14 protein-coding genes are annotated in these 15,414 nt (G+C 53.0%); 9 read left to right on the plus strand and 5 right to left on the minus strand.

What is annotated here, in order from left to right:
- The first annotated feature begins 14 nt into the window (after nucleotides 1–14).
- The gene (gene entS / locus A7Z06_RS03395; protein ID WP_001041789.1) at nucleotides 15–1,265 is read left to right on the plus strand and encodes an enterobactin transporter EntS; all 1,251 of its coding nucleotides are present in this window, start codon (nucleotides 15–17) and stop codon (nucleotides 1,263–1,265) included.
- Nucleotides 1,266–1,345: 80 nt separating this feature from the next.
- On the opposite strand, the gene fepB is transcribed toward entS, so the two are convergent.
- On the minus strand, nucleotides 1,346–2,326 hold the full coding sequence (gene fepB, locus A7Z06_RS03400; RefSeq protein ID WP_001234302.1) for a Fe2+-enterobactin ABC transporter substrate-binding protein: 981 nt from the start codon (nucleotides 2,324–2,326) through the stop codon (nucleotides 1,346–1,348).
- Nucleotides 2,327–2,700: 374 nt separating this feature from the next.
- Here fepB and entC point away from each other — a divergent pair, with 374 nt between their 5' ends.
- The 7 genes from entC (at nucleotide 2,701) to A7Z06_RS03440 (ending at nucleotide 10,165) form a co-directional block, all read left to right on the plus strand.
- Nucleotides 2,701–3,876, plus strand: coding sequence for an isochorismate synthase EntC (gene entC, locus A7Z06_RS03410; protein WP_010346610.1), 1,176 nt, complete (start codon nucleotides 2,701–2,703; stop codon nucleotides 3,874–3,876).
- Nucleotides 3,877–3,885: 9 nt separating this feature from the next.
- Nucleotides 3,886–5,496, plus strand: coding sequence for a (2,3-dihydroxybenzoyl)adenylate synthase EntE (entE, locus tag A7Z06_RS03415; protein WP_000026759.1), 1,611 nt, complete (start codon nucleotides 3,886–3,888; stop codon nucleotides 5,494–5,496).
- A gap of 13 nt (nucleotides 5,497–5,509) precedes the next feature.
- Nucleotides 5,510–6,367, plus strand: a complete 858-nt coding sequence (gene entB, locus A7Z06_RS03420) for an enterobactin biosynthesis bifunctional isochorismatase/aryl carrier protein EntB (RefSeq protein ID WP_001007141.1) — start codon at nucleotides 5,510–5,512, stop codon at nucleotides 6,365–6,367.
- A complete protein-coding gene (gene entA / locus A7Z06_RS03425) occupies nucleotides 6,367–7,113 on the plus strand; it encodes a 2,3-dihydro-2,3-dihydroxybenzoate dehydrogenase EntA (RefSeq protein ID WP_000347667.1) in 747 nt (248 codons plus the stop codon). The genes entB and entA overlap by 1 nt, the downstream gene beginning before the upstream one ends.
- 2 nt (nucleotides 7,114–7,115) lie before the next feature.
- Nucleotides 7,116–7,529 (plus strand): proofreading thioesterase EntH, encoded by a 414-nt coding sequence (gene entH / locus A7Z06_RS03430; RefSeq protein WP_000637953.1) that lies wholly within the window; start codon nucleotides 7,116–7,118, stop codon nucleotides 7,527–7,529.
- 180 nt (nucleotides 7,530–7,709) lie between these two features.
- Complete coding sequence (gene cstA / locus A7Z06_RS03435) at nucleotides 7,710–9,815, plus strand: pyruvate/proton symporter CstA (protein WP_001043146.1); 2,106 nt, start codon at nucleotides 7,710–7,712, stop codon at nucleotides 9,813–9,815.
- Nucleotides 9,816–9,967: 152 nt separating this feature from the next.
- Nucleotides 9,968–10,165: a YbdD/YjiX family protein gene (locus A7Z06_RS03440; RefSeq protein ID WP_000460431.1), complete on the plus strand. Its 198-nt coding sequence runs from the start codon at nucleotides 9,968–9,970 to the stop codon at nucleotides 10,163–10,165.
- 9 nt (nucleotides 10,166–10,174) lie between these two features.
- Here the strand turns inward: A7Z06_RS03440 and hcxA are convergent, their stop codons facing one another.
- Complete coding sequence (gene hcxA, locus A7Z06_RS03445; RefSeq protein WP_001120406.1) at nucleotides 10,175–11,263, minus strand: hydroxycarboxylate dehydrogenase HcxA; 1,089 nt, start codon at nucleotides 11,261–11,263, stop codon at nucleotides 10,175–10,177.
- 108 nt (nucleotides 11,264–11,371) lie between these two features.
- Between hcxA and ybdL the strand changes: the two genes are divergently transcribed.
- Nucleotides 11,372–12,532: a methionine-oxo-acid transaminase gene (gene ybdL, locus A7Z06_RS03450; RefSeq protein WP_105279346.1), complete on the plus strand. Its 1,161-nt coding sequence runs from the start codon at nucleotides 11,372–11,374 to the stop codon at nucleotides 12,530–12,532.
- Here ybdL and A7Z06_RS03455 read toward each other — a convergent pair whose 3' ends face one another.
- The 3 genes from A7Z06_RS03455 to citR all read right to left on the minus strand — a co-directional run bounded on the left by A7Z06_RS03455 (nucleotide 12,533) and on the right by citR (nucleotide 15,401).
- A complete protein-coding gene (locus tag A7Z06_RS03455; RefSeq protein WP_000528559.1) occupies nucleotides 12,533–13,162 on the minus strand; it encodes an IbrB-like domain-containing protein in 630 nt (209 codons plus the stop codon).
- Nucleotides 13,135–14,355, minus strand: coding sequence for a phosphoadenosine phosphosulfate reductase (locus tag A7Z06_RS03460; protein ID WP_000029784.1), 1,221 nt, complete (start codon nucleotides 14,353–14,355; stop codon nucleotides 13,135–13,137). The genes A7Z06_RS03455 and A7Z06_RS03460 overlap by 28 nt, the downstream gene beginning before the upstream one ends.
- A gap of 140 nt (nucleotides 14,356–14,495) precedes the next feature.
- Nucleotides 14,496–15,401: a DNA-binding transcriptional repressor CitR gene (citR, locus tag A7Z06_RS03465; RefSeq protein WP_000002457.1), complete on the minus strand. Its 906-nt coding sequence runs from the start codon at nucleotides 15,399–15,401 to the stop codon at nucleotides 14,496–14,498.
- Nucleotides 15,402–15,414: the final 13 nt, after the last annotated feature.

Here is a 15,414-nt window from a genome sequence, read left to right on the forward strand (position 1 = left end):
GGCAAGGCATTGTAATGAATAAACAATCCTGGCTGCTTAACCTCAGCCTGTTGAAAACGCACCCGGCGTTTCGCGCAGTATTCCTCGCTCGTTTTATCTCAATTGTGTCTCTGGGTTTGCTCGGCGTCGCGGTGCCGGTGCAGATCCAGATGATGACGCATTCTACCTGGCAGGTGGGGCTTTCGGTGACGCTGACCGGCGGCGCGATGTTTGTTGGCCTGATGGTTGGCGGCGTGCTGGCGGATCGCTATGAGCGCAAAAAAGTGATTTTGCTGGCGCGCGGCACCTGTGGCATTGGCTTCATTGGACTGTGCCTGAACGCGCTGCTGCCGGAGCCGTCATTGCTGGCAATCTATTTACTTGGTTTATGGGATGGTTTTTTCGCATCGCTTGGCGTTACGGCGCTACTGGCGGCGACACCTGCACTGGTAGGGCGTGAAAACCTAATGCAGGCCGGGGCGATCACCATGTTGACCGTGCGTCTGGGATCGGTGATTTCGCCCATGATTGGCGGTTTACTGCTGGCGACTGGCGGCGTAGCCTGGAACTACGGGCTGGCGGCGGCGGGCACGTTTATTACCTTGCTACCGTTGTTAAGCCTTCCGGCGTTGCCACCGCCACCGCAGCCGCGTGAGCATCCGTTGAAATCATTACTGGCAGGATTTCGTTTTCTGCTCGCCAGCCCGCTGGTAGGAGGGATTGCGCTGCTGGGTGGTTTATTGACGATGGCGAGCGCGGTGCGGGTACTGTATCCGGCGCTGGCTGACAACTGGCAGATGTCGGCGGCACAGATTGGTTTTCTCTATGCGGCGATCCCGCTCGGTGCGGCTATTGGCGCGTTAACCAGCGGGAAGCTGGCACATAGCGCGCGACCAGGGTTATTGATGCTGCTCTCCACGCTGGGATCGTTCCTCGCCATTGGTCTGTTTGGCCTGATGCCGATGTGGATTTTAGGCGTGGTTTGTCTGGCGCTGTTCGGCTGGCTGAGCGCGGTTAGTTCGTTGCTGCAATATACAATGCTGCAAACGCAAACCCCGGAAGCGATGTTAGGGCGGATTAACGGTTTGTGGACGGCGCAAAACGTGACGGGAGATGCCATAGGCGCGGCGCTGCTGGGCGGTTTGGGAGCGATGATGACACCGGTTGCTTCCGCAAGCGCGAGCGGTTTTGGTTTGTTGATTATCGGCGTGTTGTTGTTGCTGGTGCTGGTGGAGTTGCGACGTTTTCGCCAGACGCCGCCGCAGGTGACAGCGTCCGACAGTTAGCTAAAGGTGCATTTTCCCCTCACCCTAACCCTCTCCCCAAAGGGGCGAGGGGACTGTTAGTGCTCTAATTGTATGTTTTATCAATCTTTTTTAAACAGCGCCTTAAGTCGTTCCAGCACTTGCATGGCGCTGTAGTAATCCAGACGGAACGTCTCGGTTCCCAGCGCATAAACCTGCTTGTTTTGTACTGCGGGCAGGTGCGCGAGCAGCGGATTAGCATAAATAGCATCGGCATCTTTCTGATCACCGGCAAACAGGAATAGTGACTCGCCATTTAACCCTGCAGCCAGATTTTCCCCACCAAGCTGAATGATGTCATGGCGTTTGCCCTGGCTTTGGCTGGCGTTTAAGCCTGCGGGCAACTTCGCCAGCGTAAAGCCGAGTTGTTCCAGCATTTGCCCTTGTGCTGATTCCGGCGTCCAGAGATTGGCACTGTGTGCAGCGGCAGTATAGACAATGGCAGTGACCGGCTGCGGCGGTAATTTGATTTGCTCTTTCGCCGCCGCCAGTTGCTTATCAAACTGTGCAATCCGCTCTGCCGCTTGTTTCTCATGCCCGGTAATTTCGCCAAGCTGCGTTAACAGCGACTGCCAGCTTTTGTCGTCGTAATTGATGATTAATGTCGGGGCGATGGTGGAAAGCTGATCGTACAGCGCCAGCGCCGAATCACCGCCGGTTGCGCTAATTAAAATCAGATCCGGCATTTGCGCGGCAACGGCTTCGGCGCTCGGTTCGCCGATATAGAGCCGTTGCAGTTTGCGTTCTTTCGCCACCTTGCTCCACTGGCGTAAAAAGCCCTGGTCATCCGCTACGCGGTTATTCGGCGTGGTCGCGCCGCTGGCAATCACTGGAGCATCGATCGCCAGCAGTGAGCCGGTCAGGGTGACGCTGGTGGAAACAATACGCTGCGGCTGGCTTTCCAGGGTATGAGTGCCACGGCTGTCAGTAATCTGACGCGGCCAGTTGGCGGCCTGAACTGCGGCTATTCCTGAAAGCAAAAAACCTGAAAGCAAAAGTCCTGTTAATAGAAGGGCGTTGCGGTAGAGCGGGGCGAGTCTCACAAATCAGCTTCCTGTTATTAATAAGGTTAAGGGCGTAATGACAAATTCGACAAAGCGCACAATCCGTCCCCTCGCCCCTTTGGGGCGAGGGTTAGGGTGAGGGGAACAGCCAGCACTGGTGCGAACACTGACCCTCACCCCAGCCCTCTCCCTGGAAGGGAGAGGGGGCAGAACGGCGCAGGACATCACATTGCGCTTATGCGAATCCATCAATAATGCTTCTCATTTTCATTGTAACCACAACCAGATGCAACCCCGAGTTGTAGATTGCGTTGCCTCAAGAGTTGACATAGTGCGCGTTTGCTTTTAGGTTAGCGACCGAAAATATAAATGATAATCATTATTAAAGCCTTTATCATTTTATGGAGGATGATATGGATACGTCACTGGCTGAGGAAGTACAGCAGACCATGGCAACACTTGCGCCCAATCGCTTTTTCTTTATGTCGCCGTACCGCAGTTTTACGACGTCAGGATGTTTCGCCCGCTTCGATGAACCTGCTGTGAACGGGGATTCGCCCGACAGTCCCTTCCAGCAAAAACTCGCCGCGCTGTTTGCTGATGCCAAAGCGCAGGGCATCAAAAATCCGGTGATGGTCGGGGCGATTCCCTTCGATCCACGTCAGCCTTCGTCGCTGTATATTCCCGAATCCTGGCAGCCATTCTCCCGTAAAGAAAAACAAGCTTCCGCGCGCCGTTTCACCCGCAGCCAGGCGCTGAACGTGGTAGAACGTCAGGCAATTCCGGAGCAAGCTACTTTTGAACAGATGGTCGCCCGCGCCGCTGCACTCACTGCCACGCCGCAGGTCGACAAAGTGGTGTTATCACGGTTGATTGATATCACCACCGACGCCGCCATTGACAGCGGTGTACTACTGGAACGGTTGATCGCGCAAAATCCGGTTAGTTACAACTTCCATGTCCCGCTGTCCGATGGTGGAGTTCTGCTCGGTGCCAGCCCGGAACTGCTGCTGCGCAAAGACGGCGAGCGTTTTAGCTCCATTCCGTTAGCCGGTTCCGCGCGCCGTCAGCCGGATGAAGTGCTCGATCGCGAAGCAGGTAATCGTCTACTGGCGTCAGAAAAAGACCGCCATGAACATGAACTGGTGACTCAGGCGATGAAAGAGGTACTGCGCGAACGCAGTAGTGAGTTACACGTTCCTTCCTCCCCACAATTGATCACCACGCCGACGCTGTGGCATCTCGCAACACCCTTTGAAGGTAAAGCTAATTCGCAAGAAAACGCACTGACACTGGCCTGCCTGCTGCATCCGACCCCCGCGCTGAGCGGTTTCCCGCATCAGGCCGCGACCCAGGTTATTGCTGAACTGGAGCCGTTCGACCGCGAACTGTTTGGCGGCATTGTCGGCTGGTGCGACAGCGAAGGTAACGGTGAGTGGGTAGTGACCATCCGCTGCGCAAAATTGCGGAAAAATCAGGTGCGTCTGTTTGCCGGGGCGGGGATTGTGCCTGCGTCGTCACCGTTGGGTGAGTGGCGCGAAACAGGCGTCAAACTTTCTACCATGTTGAACGTTTTTGGATTGCATTAAGGAGCGAGGATGAGCATTCCATTCACCCGCTGGCCGGAAGAGTTTGCCCGTCGCTATCGGGAAAAAGGCTACTGGCAGGATTTGCCGCTAACCGACATTCTGAACCGCCACGCCGCGAGTGACAGTATCGCGGTTATCGACGGCGAGCGGCAGTTGAGTTACCGGGAGCTGAATCAGGCGGCGGATAATCTCGCCTGTAGCTTGCGCCGTCAGGGCATTAAACCCGGCGAAACCGCGCTGGTACAGTTGGGCAATGTCGCTGAACTGTACATTACCTTTTTTGCCCTGCTGAAACTGGGCGTTGCGCCGGTTCTGGCGCTGTTCAGCCATCAGCGTAGTGAACTGAACGCCTATGCCAGCCAGATTGAACCCGCATTGCTGATTGCCGATCGCCAACATGCGCTGTTTAGCGGGGATGATTTCCTCAATACTTTCGTCACAGAACATTCCTCTATTCGTGTGGTGCAACTGCTGAACGATAGCGGCGAGCACAATTTGCAGGATGCGATTAACCATCCGGCAGAGGATTTTACTGCCACGCCGTCACCCGCTGATGAAGTGGCCTATTTCCAGCTTTCTGGCGGCACCACCGGCACACCGAAACTGATCCCGCGCACTCATAACGACTACTACTACAGCGTGCGTCGTAGCATCGAGATTTGTCAGTTCACACAACAGACACGCTACCTGTGTGCGATCCCGGCGGCTCATAACTACGCCATGAGTTCGCCAGGATCGCTGGGCGTCTTTCTTGCCGGAGGAACGGTTGTTCTGGCGGCCGATCCCAGCGCCACGCTCTGCTTCCCATTGATTGAAAAACATCAGGTGAACGTTACTGCGCTGGTGCCGCCGGCGGTAAGCCTGTGGTTACAGGCGTTGGCTGAAGGCGAAAGCCGAGCGCAGCTTGCTTCGCTGAAACTGTTACAGGTCGGTGGCGCACGTCTTTCTGCCACGCTGGCGGCGCGTATTCCCGCAGAGATTGGCTGCCAGTTGCAGCAGGTGTTCGGCATGGCGGAAGGGCTGGTGAACTACACCCGTCTTGATGATAGTGCGGAGAAAATTATCCATACCCAGGGCTACCCAATGTGTCCGGACGATGAAGTGTGGGTTGCCGATGCTGAAGGAAATCCACTGCCGCAAGGGGAAGTCGGACGCCTGATGACGCGCGGTCCGTACACCTTCCGTGGCTATTACAAAAGCCCGCAGCACAATGCCAGCGCCTTTGATGCCAACGGTTTTTACTGTTCCGGCGATCTGATCTCCATTGATCCAGAGGGTTACATCACCGTGCAGGGGCGCGAGAAAGATCAGATCAACCGTGGCGGCGAGAAGATTGCTGCCGAAGAGATCGAAAACCTGCTGCTGCGCCATCCGGCGGTGATCTACGCCGCACTGGTGAGCATGGAAGACGAACTGATGGGCGAAAAAAGCTGCGCTTATCTGGTGGTAAAAGAGCCGCTGCGCGCGGTGCAGGTGCGTCGCTTCCTGCGTGAGCAGGGCATCGCCGAATTTAAATTACCGGATCGCGTGGAGTGTGTGGATTCACTTCCGCTGACGGCGGTCGGGAAAGTCGATAAAAAACAATTACGTCAGTGGCTGGCGTCACGCGCTTCAGCCTGAAGGAGAGAACACGATGGCTATTCCAAAATTACAGGCTTACGCACTGCCGGAGTCTCACGATATTCCGCAAAATAAAGTCGACTGGGCATTTGAACCGCAACGCGCCGCGCTGTTAATTCATGATATGCAGGACTATTTCGTCAGCTTCTGGGGCGAGAACTGTCCGATGATGGAACAGGTGATCGCGAACATTGCGGCGCTGCGTGACTACTGCAAACAGCACAATATTCCGGTTTATTACACCGCCCAGCCGAAAGAGCAGAGCGATGAAGATCGGGCGCTGTTGAATGATATGTGGGGACCGGGCCTGACCCGTTCGCCGGAACAGCAAAAGGTGGTGGATCGCCTGACGCCGGATGCCGACGATACAGTGCTGGTGAAGTGGCGCTACAGCGCGTTTCATCGTTCCCCGCTGGAGCAAATGCTGAAAGAAAGTGGACGTAACCAGCTGATTATTACCGGGGTATATGCCCACATTGGCTGTATGACCACCGCGACCGACGCATTTATGCGTGATATCAAGCCGTTTATGGTGGCGGATGCGCTGGCCGATTTCAGCCGTGACGAGCATTTGATGTCGCTGAAATATGTGGCCGGACGTTCTGGCCGGGTGGTGATGACTGAAGAGTTACTACCAGCACCGATTCCTTCCAGTAAAGCGGCGCTGCGCGAGGTGATCCTGCCGTTGCTGGACGAGTCCGATGAACCGTTCGATGATGACAACCTGATCGACTACGGTTTGGATTCGGTGCGCATGATGGCGCTGGCGGCGCGCTGGCGCAAAGTACATGGCGATATCGATTTTGTCATGCTGGCGAAAAACCCAACCATTGATGCCTGGTGGAAACTGCTCTCCCGCGAGGTGAAATAATGGATTTCAGCGGCAAAAATGTCTGGGTAACCGGTGCGGGGAAAGGTATCGGTTACGCCACGGCGCTGGCATTTGTTGAAGCGGGTGCGAAGGTCACGGGCTTTGATCGGGTGTTCGCGCAGGAGCAATATCCCTTTGCGACCGAAGTGATGGATGTTGCCGATGCTGGGCAGGTTGCGCAAGTGTGTCAGCGGCTGTTAGCGGAAACGGAACGACTGGACGTGCTGGTCAATGCAGCGGGAATTTTACGCATGGGCGCGACCGATCAGCTCAGCAAAGAAGACTGGCAGCAGACCTTTGCGGTCAACGTTGGCGGTGCGTTTAACCTGTTTCAGCAAACCATGAACCAGTTTCGCCGTCAGCGGGGCGGGGCGATTGTTACGGTAGCGTCCGACGCTGCACACACGCCGCGTATTGGTATGAGTGCTTATGGTGCGTCGAAAGCGGCGCTGAAAAGCCTGGCCTTGAGCGTCGGGCTGGAACTGGCGGGTAGTGGCGTGCGCTGTAACGTGGTTTCGCCCGGCTCCACCGACACCGATATGCAACGCACGCTGTGGGTGAGCGATGACGCCGAAGAGCTGCGTATTCGCGGCTTTGGCGAGCAGTTTAAACTCGGCATTCCGCTGGGGAAAATCGCCCGTCCACAAGAGATCGCCAACACGATTTTGTTCCTCGCCTCTGACCTCGCCAGCCATATCACCCTACAGGATATCGTGGTGGATGGCGGCTCAACGCTGGGAGCATAAGCATGATCTGGAAACGCCATTTAACGCTCGACGAACTCAACGCCACCAGCGACAACACAATGGTGGCGCATCTGGGAATTGTGTATACCCGTTTGGGCGATGATGTGCTGGAAGCCGAAATGCCGGTTGATACCCGTACTCATCAGCCGTTTGGCCTGCTGCATGGCGGCGCATCGGCGGCGCTGGCGGAAACGCTGGGATCGATGGCCGGATTTATGATGACCCGCGACGGGCAGTGTGTGGTAGGCACGGAACTTAATGCCACACATCATCGTCCGGTGTCTGAGGGAAAGGTGCGCGGCGTCTGCCAGCCGCTGCATCTTGGGCGGCAAAATCAGAGTTGGGAAATCGTCGTTTTCGATGAACAGGGGCGGCGTTGCTGCACTTGTCGGCTGGGCACGGCGGTTTTGGGATGAACCCGACAGAATTAAATGAGATTGCAGGAAAACTCGGTTAACGGAGTGATCGAGTTAACATTGTTAAGTTAAATATTGGTTTCAACTCCGATTTACATGGTTTCTGTGTTGTTAAATTATCCAGAGATGTTATAGAAACAAAATGTAACATCTCTATGGACACGCACACGGATAACAACTATGAACAAATCAGGGAAATACCTCGTCTGGACAGTGCTCTCTGTAATGGGAGCATTTGCTCTGGGATACATTGCTTTAAATCGTGGGGAACAGATCAACGCGCTGTGGATTGTGGTGGCGTCGGTCTGTATCTATCTGATCGCTTATCGTTTTTATGGTCTGTATATCGCCAAAAATGTGCTGGCGGTTGACCCGACGCGTATGACGCCAGCGGTGCGCCATAACGACGGTCTGGATTATGTGCCGACGGATAAGAAAGTGCTGTTCGGTCACCATTTTGCGGCCATTGCCGGAGCTGGTCCGTTGGTGGGGCCGGTGCTGGCAGCGCAAATGGGCTACCTGCCGGGGATGATCTGGCTGCTTGCTGGGGTGGTTCTCGCCGGTGCGGTACAGGATTTCATGGTGCTGTTTGTTTCCACGCGCCGTGACGGTCGCTCGCTGGGTGAGCTGGTCAAAGAAGAGATGGGGCCAACCGCCGGGGTGATTGCGCTGGTTGCCTGCTTTATGATCATGGTCATCATCCTTGCAGTGCTGGCGATGATCGTGGTGAAAGCCCTGACCCATAGCCCGTGGGGAACGTATACCGTTGCGTTCACCATTCCGCTGGCGCTGTTTATGGGGATCTACCTGCGTTATCTGCGTCCGGGGCGTATTGGCGAAGTGTCGGTGATTGGCCTGGTGTTCCTGATTTTCGCCATTATCTCTGGAGGTTGGGTGGCAGAAAGCCCAACCTGGGCACCGTACTTTGATTTTACCGGCGTGCAGTTGACCTGGATGCTGGTGGGTTACGGTTTTGTGGCGGCGGTGCTGCCCGTATGGCTGCTGCTGGCTCCGCGTGACTACCTCTCTACCTTCCTGAAAATCGGGACTATCGTCGGTCTGGCGGTAGGCATTTTGATCATGCGCCCGACGCTGACCATGCCTGCGCTGACCAAATTTGTCGATGGCACTGGCCCGGTATGGACCGGTAACCTGTTCCCGTTCCTGTTTATCACCATCGCTTGTGGCGCGGTGTCTGGCTTCCATGCGCTGATCTCTTCCGGCACCACGCCGAAGATGCTGGCGAACGAAGGTCAGGCGTGCTTTATCGGCTATGGCGGAATGCTGATGGAATCCTTCGTGGCGATTATGGCGTTGGTTTCTGCCTGTATCATCGATCCGGGCGTGTACTTCGCTATGAACAGCCCGATGGCGGTGCTGGCTCCGGCAGGGACGGCGGATGTGGTCGCTTCTGCGGCGCAGGTGGTGAGTAGCTGGGGCTTTGCGATAACTCCGGATACGTTAAACCAGATTGCCAGCGAAGTGGGTGAACAGTCGATCATTTCCCGTGCGGGCGGTGCGCCGACGCTGGCAGTGGGGATGGCCTACATTCTGCACGGTGCGCTGGGCGGCATGATGGATGTGGCCTTCTGGTATCACTTCGCCATTCTGTTTGAAGCACTGTTTATTTTGACGGCGGTAGATGCGGGTACGCGTGCTGCGCGCTTTATGTTGCAGGATTTGCTGGGCGTGGTGTCTCCGGGTCTGAAACGGACGGATTCTCTGCCTGCTAACTTGCTGGCAACGGCGCTGTGTGTGCTGGCGTGGGGCTACTTCCTGCATCAGGGCGTGGTCGATCCGCTGGGCGGTATTAACACCCTGTGGCCGCTGTTTGGTATTGCCAACCAGATGCTGGCAGGGATGGCGCTGATGCTCTGTGCCGTAGTGTTGTTCAAGATGAAACGTCAACGTTACGCCTGGGTGGCGCTGGTGCCAACAGCCTGGCTGCTGATTTGTACCCTGACCGCAGGCTGGCAGAAAGCGTTCAGCCCGGATGCGAAAGTGGGCTTCCTGGCCATTGCCAATAAGTTCCAGGCAATGATCGACAGCGGCAATATTCCGTCGCAGTATACCGAGTCACAACTGGCGCAACTGGTGTTCAACAACCGTCTGGATGCCGGGTTGACCATCTTCTTTATGGTGGTTGTGGTGGTTCTGGCGCTGTTCTCGATTAAAACGGCGCTGGCGGCATTGAAAGAGCCGAAGCCAACGGCGAAAGAAACGCCGTATGAGCCAATGCCGGAAAATGTCGAGGAGATCGTGGCGCAGGCGAAAGGCGCGCACTAAAGTCAGAGTGTGGGGGGATGTTGGCGAATGTTGGCATAGTGCCGAGGGTTCCCCCTCACCCTAACCCTCTCCCCGGTGGGGCGAGGGGACTGACCGAGTGCGTTGATAGCTATTAATGCACTCTCTCAGCAATCTGATTACCGGAGGTATTGATGTTTGATTCACTGGCAAAAGCCGGAAAATATTTAGGTCAGGCGGCGAAGCTGATGATTGGTATGCCTGATTACGACAACTATGTCGAACATATGCGGGTTAACCATCCCGATCAAACGCCGATGACCTACGAAGAGTTTTTCCGTGAGCGGCAGGACGCGCGCTACGGTGGAAAAGGCGGCGCGCGCTGCTGCTAAATTTGTACGTCAGGCTTTAAACGATTCCACTTTTTCGAACGCTGCACGCAACGTATCTGGTGTCAGCGTGACTGGCAGGTAATGAATGGACTCCACCGGACGTAAGGTGTGGGCAATCACTTTGTCGATCTCCGCCTGATTATTGATATCCACTTCCAGCTCCGCCAGCGTAGTCGGCAGATGAAAACGTTGATACGCCTCGGTTAATTGCGCCAGCACATCATCCTGACCCAGCAAGGCGCTTTGCACCAGAATGCCGTAGGCGACTTTGGTGCCGTGGAGAAACTTCTCGGTTTGCGGCAAAACGGTCAGACCGTTATGCACGGCATGGGCCGCCGCCACACGCGTAAAACGATCGCCCAGACCACCGACCATCCCACCACCAGCAATAATAGCATCCACCACATCGCAAAATGATTGCGTTAACTGTTGTTTTTGCTGATCGCTCAGCGCCTGTTCGCTACTGTTTAACAAGACGTCGCGAATGGCCTGCGCATTATTGATCCCCAGCCGCACGGTTAGCGGCAACGTTTCTGGTTGCGGAGCCAGCACCACCGCTTCATACCATTTCGCCAGTGTGTCGCCGATCCCCGCCAGTAGATATTGTTGTGGTGCTTTGAGGATAATCTCTGGTTCCACCAGCACCATAAAATTGGCGTCGTCGAAAATTTCATAATGTAGCGCCTGTCCGGCATCGTTATACCAGACGGAGAGCGGTGTCCAGGCGGCGCAGGTAGCGGCGATCGTTGGAACGGCAACAAACGGCAGACCGAGACGGCGAGCGAGGGCTTTCGCGGTGTCGAGCAGTGCGCCACCACCGACGCCAATCACCACGCTGCGATCGTCACCGGACTCAGCCGCCAGGTGCTGTACATCGCTTTCGCTGCAATGACCGCGAAACAAAATATGCTTTGCTCCTGGCAGTTCAAACGCTGGTGGAAGTTTGGTTTGCGCCGCAGCAATGGCGCGTTCGCCGTAGATCCACACCGCGCGAGAAAGCTGTTCATCAGTGAAAAAATCATGCAGGTGATTGAAACTTCCGGGATGTGAAAAGTAGTTAGCCGGGCCGACGACGACGCGGATAGGATTGTGAGGCATGTTGTGTTGTCCTTATTGTTTTATTTAGACATCTAAACGTCTTGATTGCCAAATACTAGCATCGTGTTATAGTGCCTTCAACACGCAACTTCGTCAGGCACAATAAAAATGACAAATAACCCTCTGATTCCACAAAGCAAACTTCCACAACTTGGCACTACCATTTTCACCCAGATGAGCGCGCTGGCGCAGCAACACCAGGCGATTAACCTGTCGCAAGGCTTTCCTGATTTTGATGGTCCGCGCTATTTACAGGAGCGGCTGGCGTACCACGTTGCCCAGGGGGCAAATCAATACGCGCCAATGACCGGCGTGCAGGCCTTGCGCGAGGCGATTGCTCAGAAAACGGAACGTTTGTATGGCTATCAACCAGATGCCGATAGCGATATCACCGTAACAGCAGGGGCGACGGAGGCGTTATACGCGGCGATTACCGCGCTGGTACGTAGTGGCGATGAAGTTATCTGTTTCGACCCCAGTTATGACAGTTATGCGCCTGCCATTACGCTATCAGGTGGGATCGTGAAACGCATTGCGCTACAGCCGCCGCATTTTCGCGTTGACTGGCAGGAATTTGCCGCATTGTTAAGCGAGCGCACCCGGCTGGTGATCCTCAACACGCCGCATAATCCCAGCGCGACCGTTTGGCAGCAGGCTGATTTTGCGGCCTTGTGGCAGGCAATTGCCGATCGCGAGATTTTTGTCATTAGTGATGAAGTTTACGAGCACATCAACTTTTCACAGCAGGGCCATGCTAGCGTGCTGGCGCATCCGCAGCTGCGTGAGCGGGCGGTGGCGGTTTCTTCATTTGGCAAGACCTATCATATGACCGGCTGGAAAGTGGGTTATTGCGTTGCGCCAGCGCCCATCAGTGCCGAAATTCGCAAGGTACATCAGTATCTGACCTTTTCGGTGAATACCCCGGCACAGCTGGCGCTTGCCGATATGCTACGTGCAGAGCCTGAGCATTATCTTGCGTTACCGGACTTTTATCGCCAGAAGCGCGATATTCTGGTAAATGCCTTAAATGAAAGCCGGCTGGAGATTTTACCGTGCGAAGGTACATATTTTTTGCTGGTGGATTACAGCGCCGTGTCTACGCTGGATGATGTTGAGTTTTGCCAGTGGTTGACGTGGGAGCATGGCGTGGCGGCGATCCCGCTATCGGTGTTTTGCGCCCATCCCTTCCCGCATAAACTGATTCGTCTCTGCTTTGCCAAGAATGAATCGACGCTGCTGGCGGCGGCTGAACGCCTGCGCCAGCTTTAGCTATTTAACCGTCCAGGCGCGGGAATATTGACGGTCGGCAAACAGTTCTTGCAGGCCGTTAATTTGCTTGAGGCGCAATACTTCGTCGCTATCCATACCCAGCTCTTTACTGATTTTATTATCGTCCCAACCTAACTGGCTGAGTTCTCGAACAATTTCTGACATTGCCGTGACCTGGTGGCGACCACGCGCCCGGTTGTGGCGAATAGTTGCAGCGATACGTTCGTTACGTGTTCCTTCCAGACAGGTGACCGGTAAATACCCTTTTAATCGCAATTTTAACGTGTTAGAGCCTTTACCAATTTCATGACGGTGAAAACCATCAACAATTTCAAGTGTGCTGGCTCGTGTATTGGTCACCACAATTGGCTGGGTAAAACCATCGATCTCAATTGATTTTTGTAGTAATCGTTTCTCTGGCGGCGCGACGTTATTCGGATTGTAATCATTAGGGGTGAGTTGGGTGTTCTTAACCCACAAAACACAATCGACCGGTTCGTCGCGAAATGGACTCACTTGATGGATCGCCGTTCTGATCTCATTGATCGCCTTAATGCGATCTTCTTCTGCCAGACTGGCGAGAAATTGAGTTAAATCCTGCGTTAATCGCTGCTGCATAGTATTCCCCATTCCTGACGTTTTCCTTTAATCCGTTCGTTATAACGTTGATAATTTTTGGCTTTTGTGGGGCTGAATGATAATGCCCGACACCAATAATCATTGTTGAGCAATACCTTGCAGATACGTCGCCAGGAAGGGACGTCTTTTGAACCAATATCTCCATGCTGCGTCTGAGGGATCTCGATGCCTTTTTTTTGATACCAGTGCAAATAAACAGCAATTTTATTGCGATAATGTTCAGCCGTTTTTTCCGGCATACTGTTAAGCAATAATAAGGCATATTCCTGCCAGTCTAGATGGTCGGGCTTAAGGATCTTCCTGTGACCATAAAATTGATTGTCATGACCTGCGTAAATTCCACCGCTTTTTACGCCACTGACCCGGGCGCACATTGCGGCCCATCGGTCAGGTTCAAGAACATGATATAGCCACAAACCTTGCCGTTGTTCTGGGCCAAAAGGTTCGCAGATTCGCATAAGACGCAGAGGGACGCCAGCCTGGTACATCAGGTTATACAAAGGGTTAGATAGAGACTGGTGTTTAGCATACCAGGTCCAGATATCGGCCACCTTCCAGTCGTAAATGGGATAAATATACCAACAATGGCCACCAGGTGCGGCGGTGGTCCACGGTTTATCGTCAGCAAAACGTTGTTTATTTAAGCTGGCAATGGCGACGAAACGATTATAAGACTCGTCGGCACGGATACCGACCATCATTGCGGCTGGGCGATGTTGTGAAAACCATTCGGCAAATTCACGCACGAAATGTTCAAAGCTCATGCCAGATTGATAAAACGAGAAAAATGCGGGATCGGTTATCGCATCTTCTGGCGGTTGACGAACCCATTCAATATCAGGCTGCCAGCACTGCCATTCGGGTTGATATTGGGATAATGAATTTTGCGTTGTTAGCGGTAGTGCCACCCAATAAAACTCTTCGATAACATCGGCATACTGCTCACGTAGCGATTGAACATAGTCAATCGTACAAGAAAACTGAGCTTCCCAGTCGATAAACAGGACGTGTATTTTTTTTCCCATTTTTCTGGCCAGATCTGCGGTCAAATGGAGCATTAAGCCAGAATCTTTACCACCAGAAAAAGAGACGCATACGCGAGGCAGAGTATTAAGTGTCCAGGTGATACGGTCTTGTGCTGCTTCCAGGATATTGAGAGGTAGCGGAATTTTATAAATGGACATCTGAAGACGCTCTCTTAACGTGACCGTGAGAAAAGTGCGATAGTTTCCTGATTATAATATTAATAAATTAAAATGAGGTATCTTATTTTATATTCATATAATAAATCTTTCTGGCGGATATTATCCATACTGGCAGATGTTTAACAAAAGTTATCATTCAAGCGGTCAATAAAACGAGAGAAGCTCAGGTTGTTTAATGATGATTTATTATAGGAAATATAAAGAGTATTAGAAGGTAGATTTTGTTCTAGTTTTATTTGTTTTAATTGAAGGTTTTTTTGATAGTTACGATATAATTCGAAGGGGACAATACCCAGTAAATCGGTTACTGCAATAGTATTGACAATAGTAAACAGTGACGAGCTACGAAATGCTATTTTTCGGTTTGCCAGAATCGCTTCTATTTCCATCTGAAAATCTTCAAGGCCAGGTGCTTTTGATGCCAGGGAGGTGAACTCTTCATCAAGAATTTCTTCGCGGCTACTGTTTTCCGTTATTCTCGGATGGGTTGCGCTACAGATAAGCGTGTTTCGTATCGACTGAAAAGGCATGCAGATCACCGAGCGACTGATGACAGGCATTAATGTGATGACCAGATCTGCTTTGCGATAAGTCAATAAATCTTCGGCGCTTTCTGCTGACATCATAATGTCATGATGTTCAATTTCTACGGCTGTATCTTGTCGTAGACATCCGATCAAAAGGCTACTGTTAGTTGAAGAGATGAGTTGCGGGCCATAAATAATAAATTTTTTCTTCAGTTCTGCTTTATTGACAATGTTGATAGTTTGTTCAAGGTTTTTAAGATTCTTCTCAAGGTGATGATGCAAATTTAACCCTGTTGTTGTTGGTGCAATACCTTTCCCGGAGCGAATAAACAAGGGGTCATTAAATTGTGCGCGTAGACGTTGTAAAGATTGGCTTACCGCAGAAGGTGTTATATATAACGATTCTGCGGCCTTGCTAATGCTAAGATGCTGATATATGCATTCAAAAATGACAAGCAAGTTTAAATCAAATTTTTTTAAGTCGTAAAGATTAGCCATGATGCACTCCATT

This window comes from Escherichia sp. MOD1-EC6819 (assembly GCF_002965765.1).
GTDB lineage: Bacteria > Pseudomonadota > Gammaproteobacteria > Enterobacterales > Enterobacteriaceae > Escherichia > Escherichia ruysiae.

Bases quoted from the DNA above. Each gene is read 5' to 3' on its own strand.
- citR (WP_000002457.1), bottom strand. From the start codon at position 15,401: ATGGCTAATCTTTACGACTTAAAAAAATTTGATTTAAACTTGCTTGTC.
- cstA (WP_001043146.1), top strand. From the start codon at position 7,710: ATGAACAAATCAGGGAAATACCTCGTCTGGACAGTGCTCTCTGTAATG.
- entC (WP_010346610.1), top strand. From the start codon at position 2,701: ATGGATACGTCACTGGCTGAGGAAGTACAGCAGACCATGGCAACACTT.
- ybdL (WP_105279346.1), top strand. From the start codon at position 11,372: ATGACAAATAACCCTCTGATTCCACAAAGCAAACTTCCACAACTTGGC.
- A7Z06_RS03460 (WP_000029784.1), bottom strand. From the start codon at position 14,355: ATGTCCATTTATAAAATTCCGCTACCTCTCAATATCCTGGAAGCAGCA.
- A7Z06_RS03440 (WP_000460431.1), top strand. From the start codon at position 9,968: ATGTTTGATTCACTGGCAAAAGCCGGAAAATATTTAGGTCAGGCGGCG.
- A7Z06_RS03455 (WP_000528559.1), bottom strand. From the start codon at position 13,162: ATGGGGAATACTATGCAGCAGCGATTAACGCAGGATTTAACTCAATTT.
- entE (WP_000026759.1), top strand. From the start codon at position 3,886: ATGAGCATTCCATTCACCCGCTGGCCGGAAGAGTTTGCCCGTCGCTAT.
- entH (WP_000637953.1), top strand. From the start codon at position 7,116: ATGATCTGGAAACGCCATTTAACGCTCGACGAACTCAACGCCACCAGC.
- entA (WP_000347667.1), top strand. From the start codon at position 6,367: ATGGATTTCAGCGGCAAAAATGTCTGGGTAACCGGTGCGGGGAAAGGT.
- hcxA (WP_001120406.1), bottom strand. From the start codon at position 11,263: ATGCCTCACAATCCTATCCGCGTCGTCGTCGGCCCGGCTAACTACTTT.
- entS (WP_001041789.1), top strand. From the start codon at position 15: ATGAATAAACAATCCTGGCTGCTTAACCTCAGCCTGTTGAAAACGCAC.
- entB (WP_001007141.1), top strand. From the start codon at position 5,510: ATGGCTATTCCAAAATTACAGGCTTACGCACTGCCGGAGTCTCACGAT.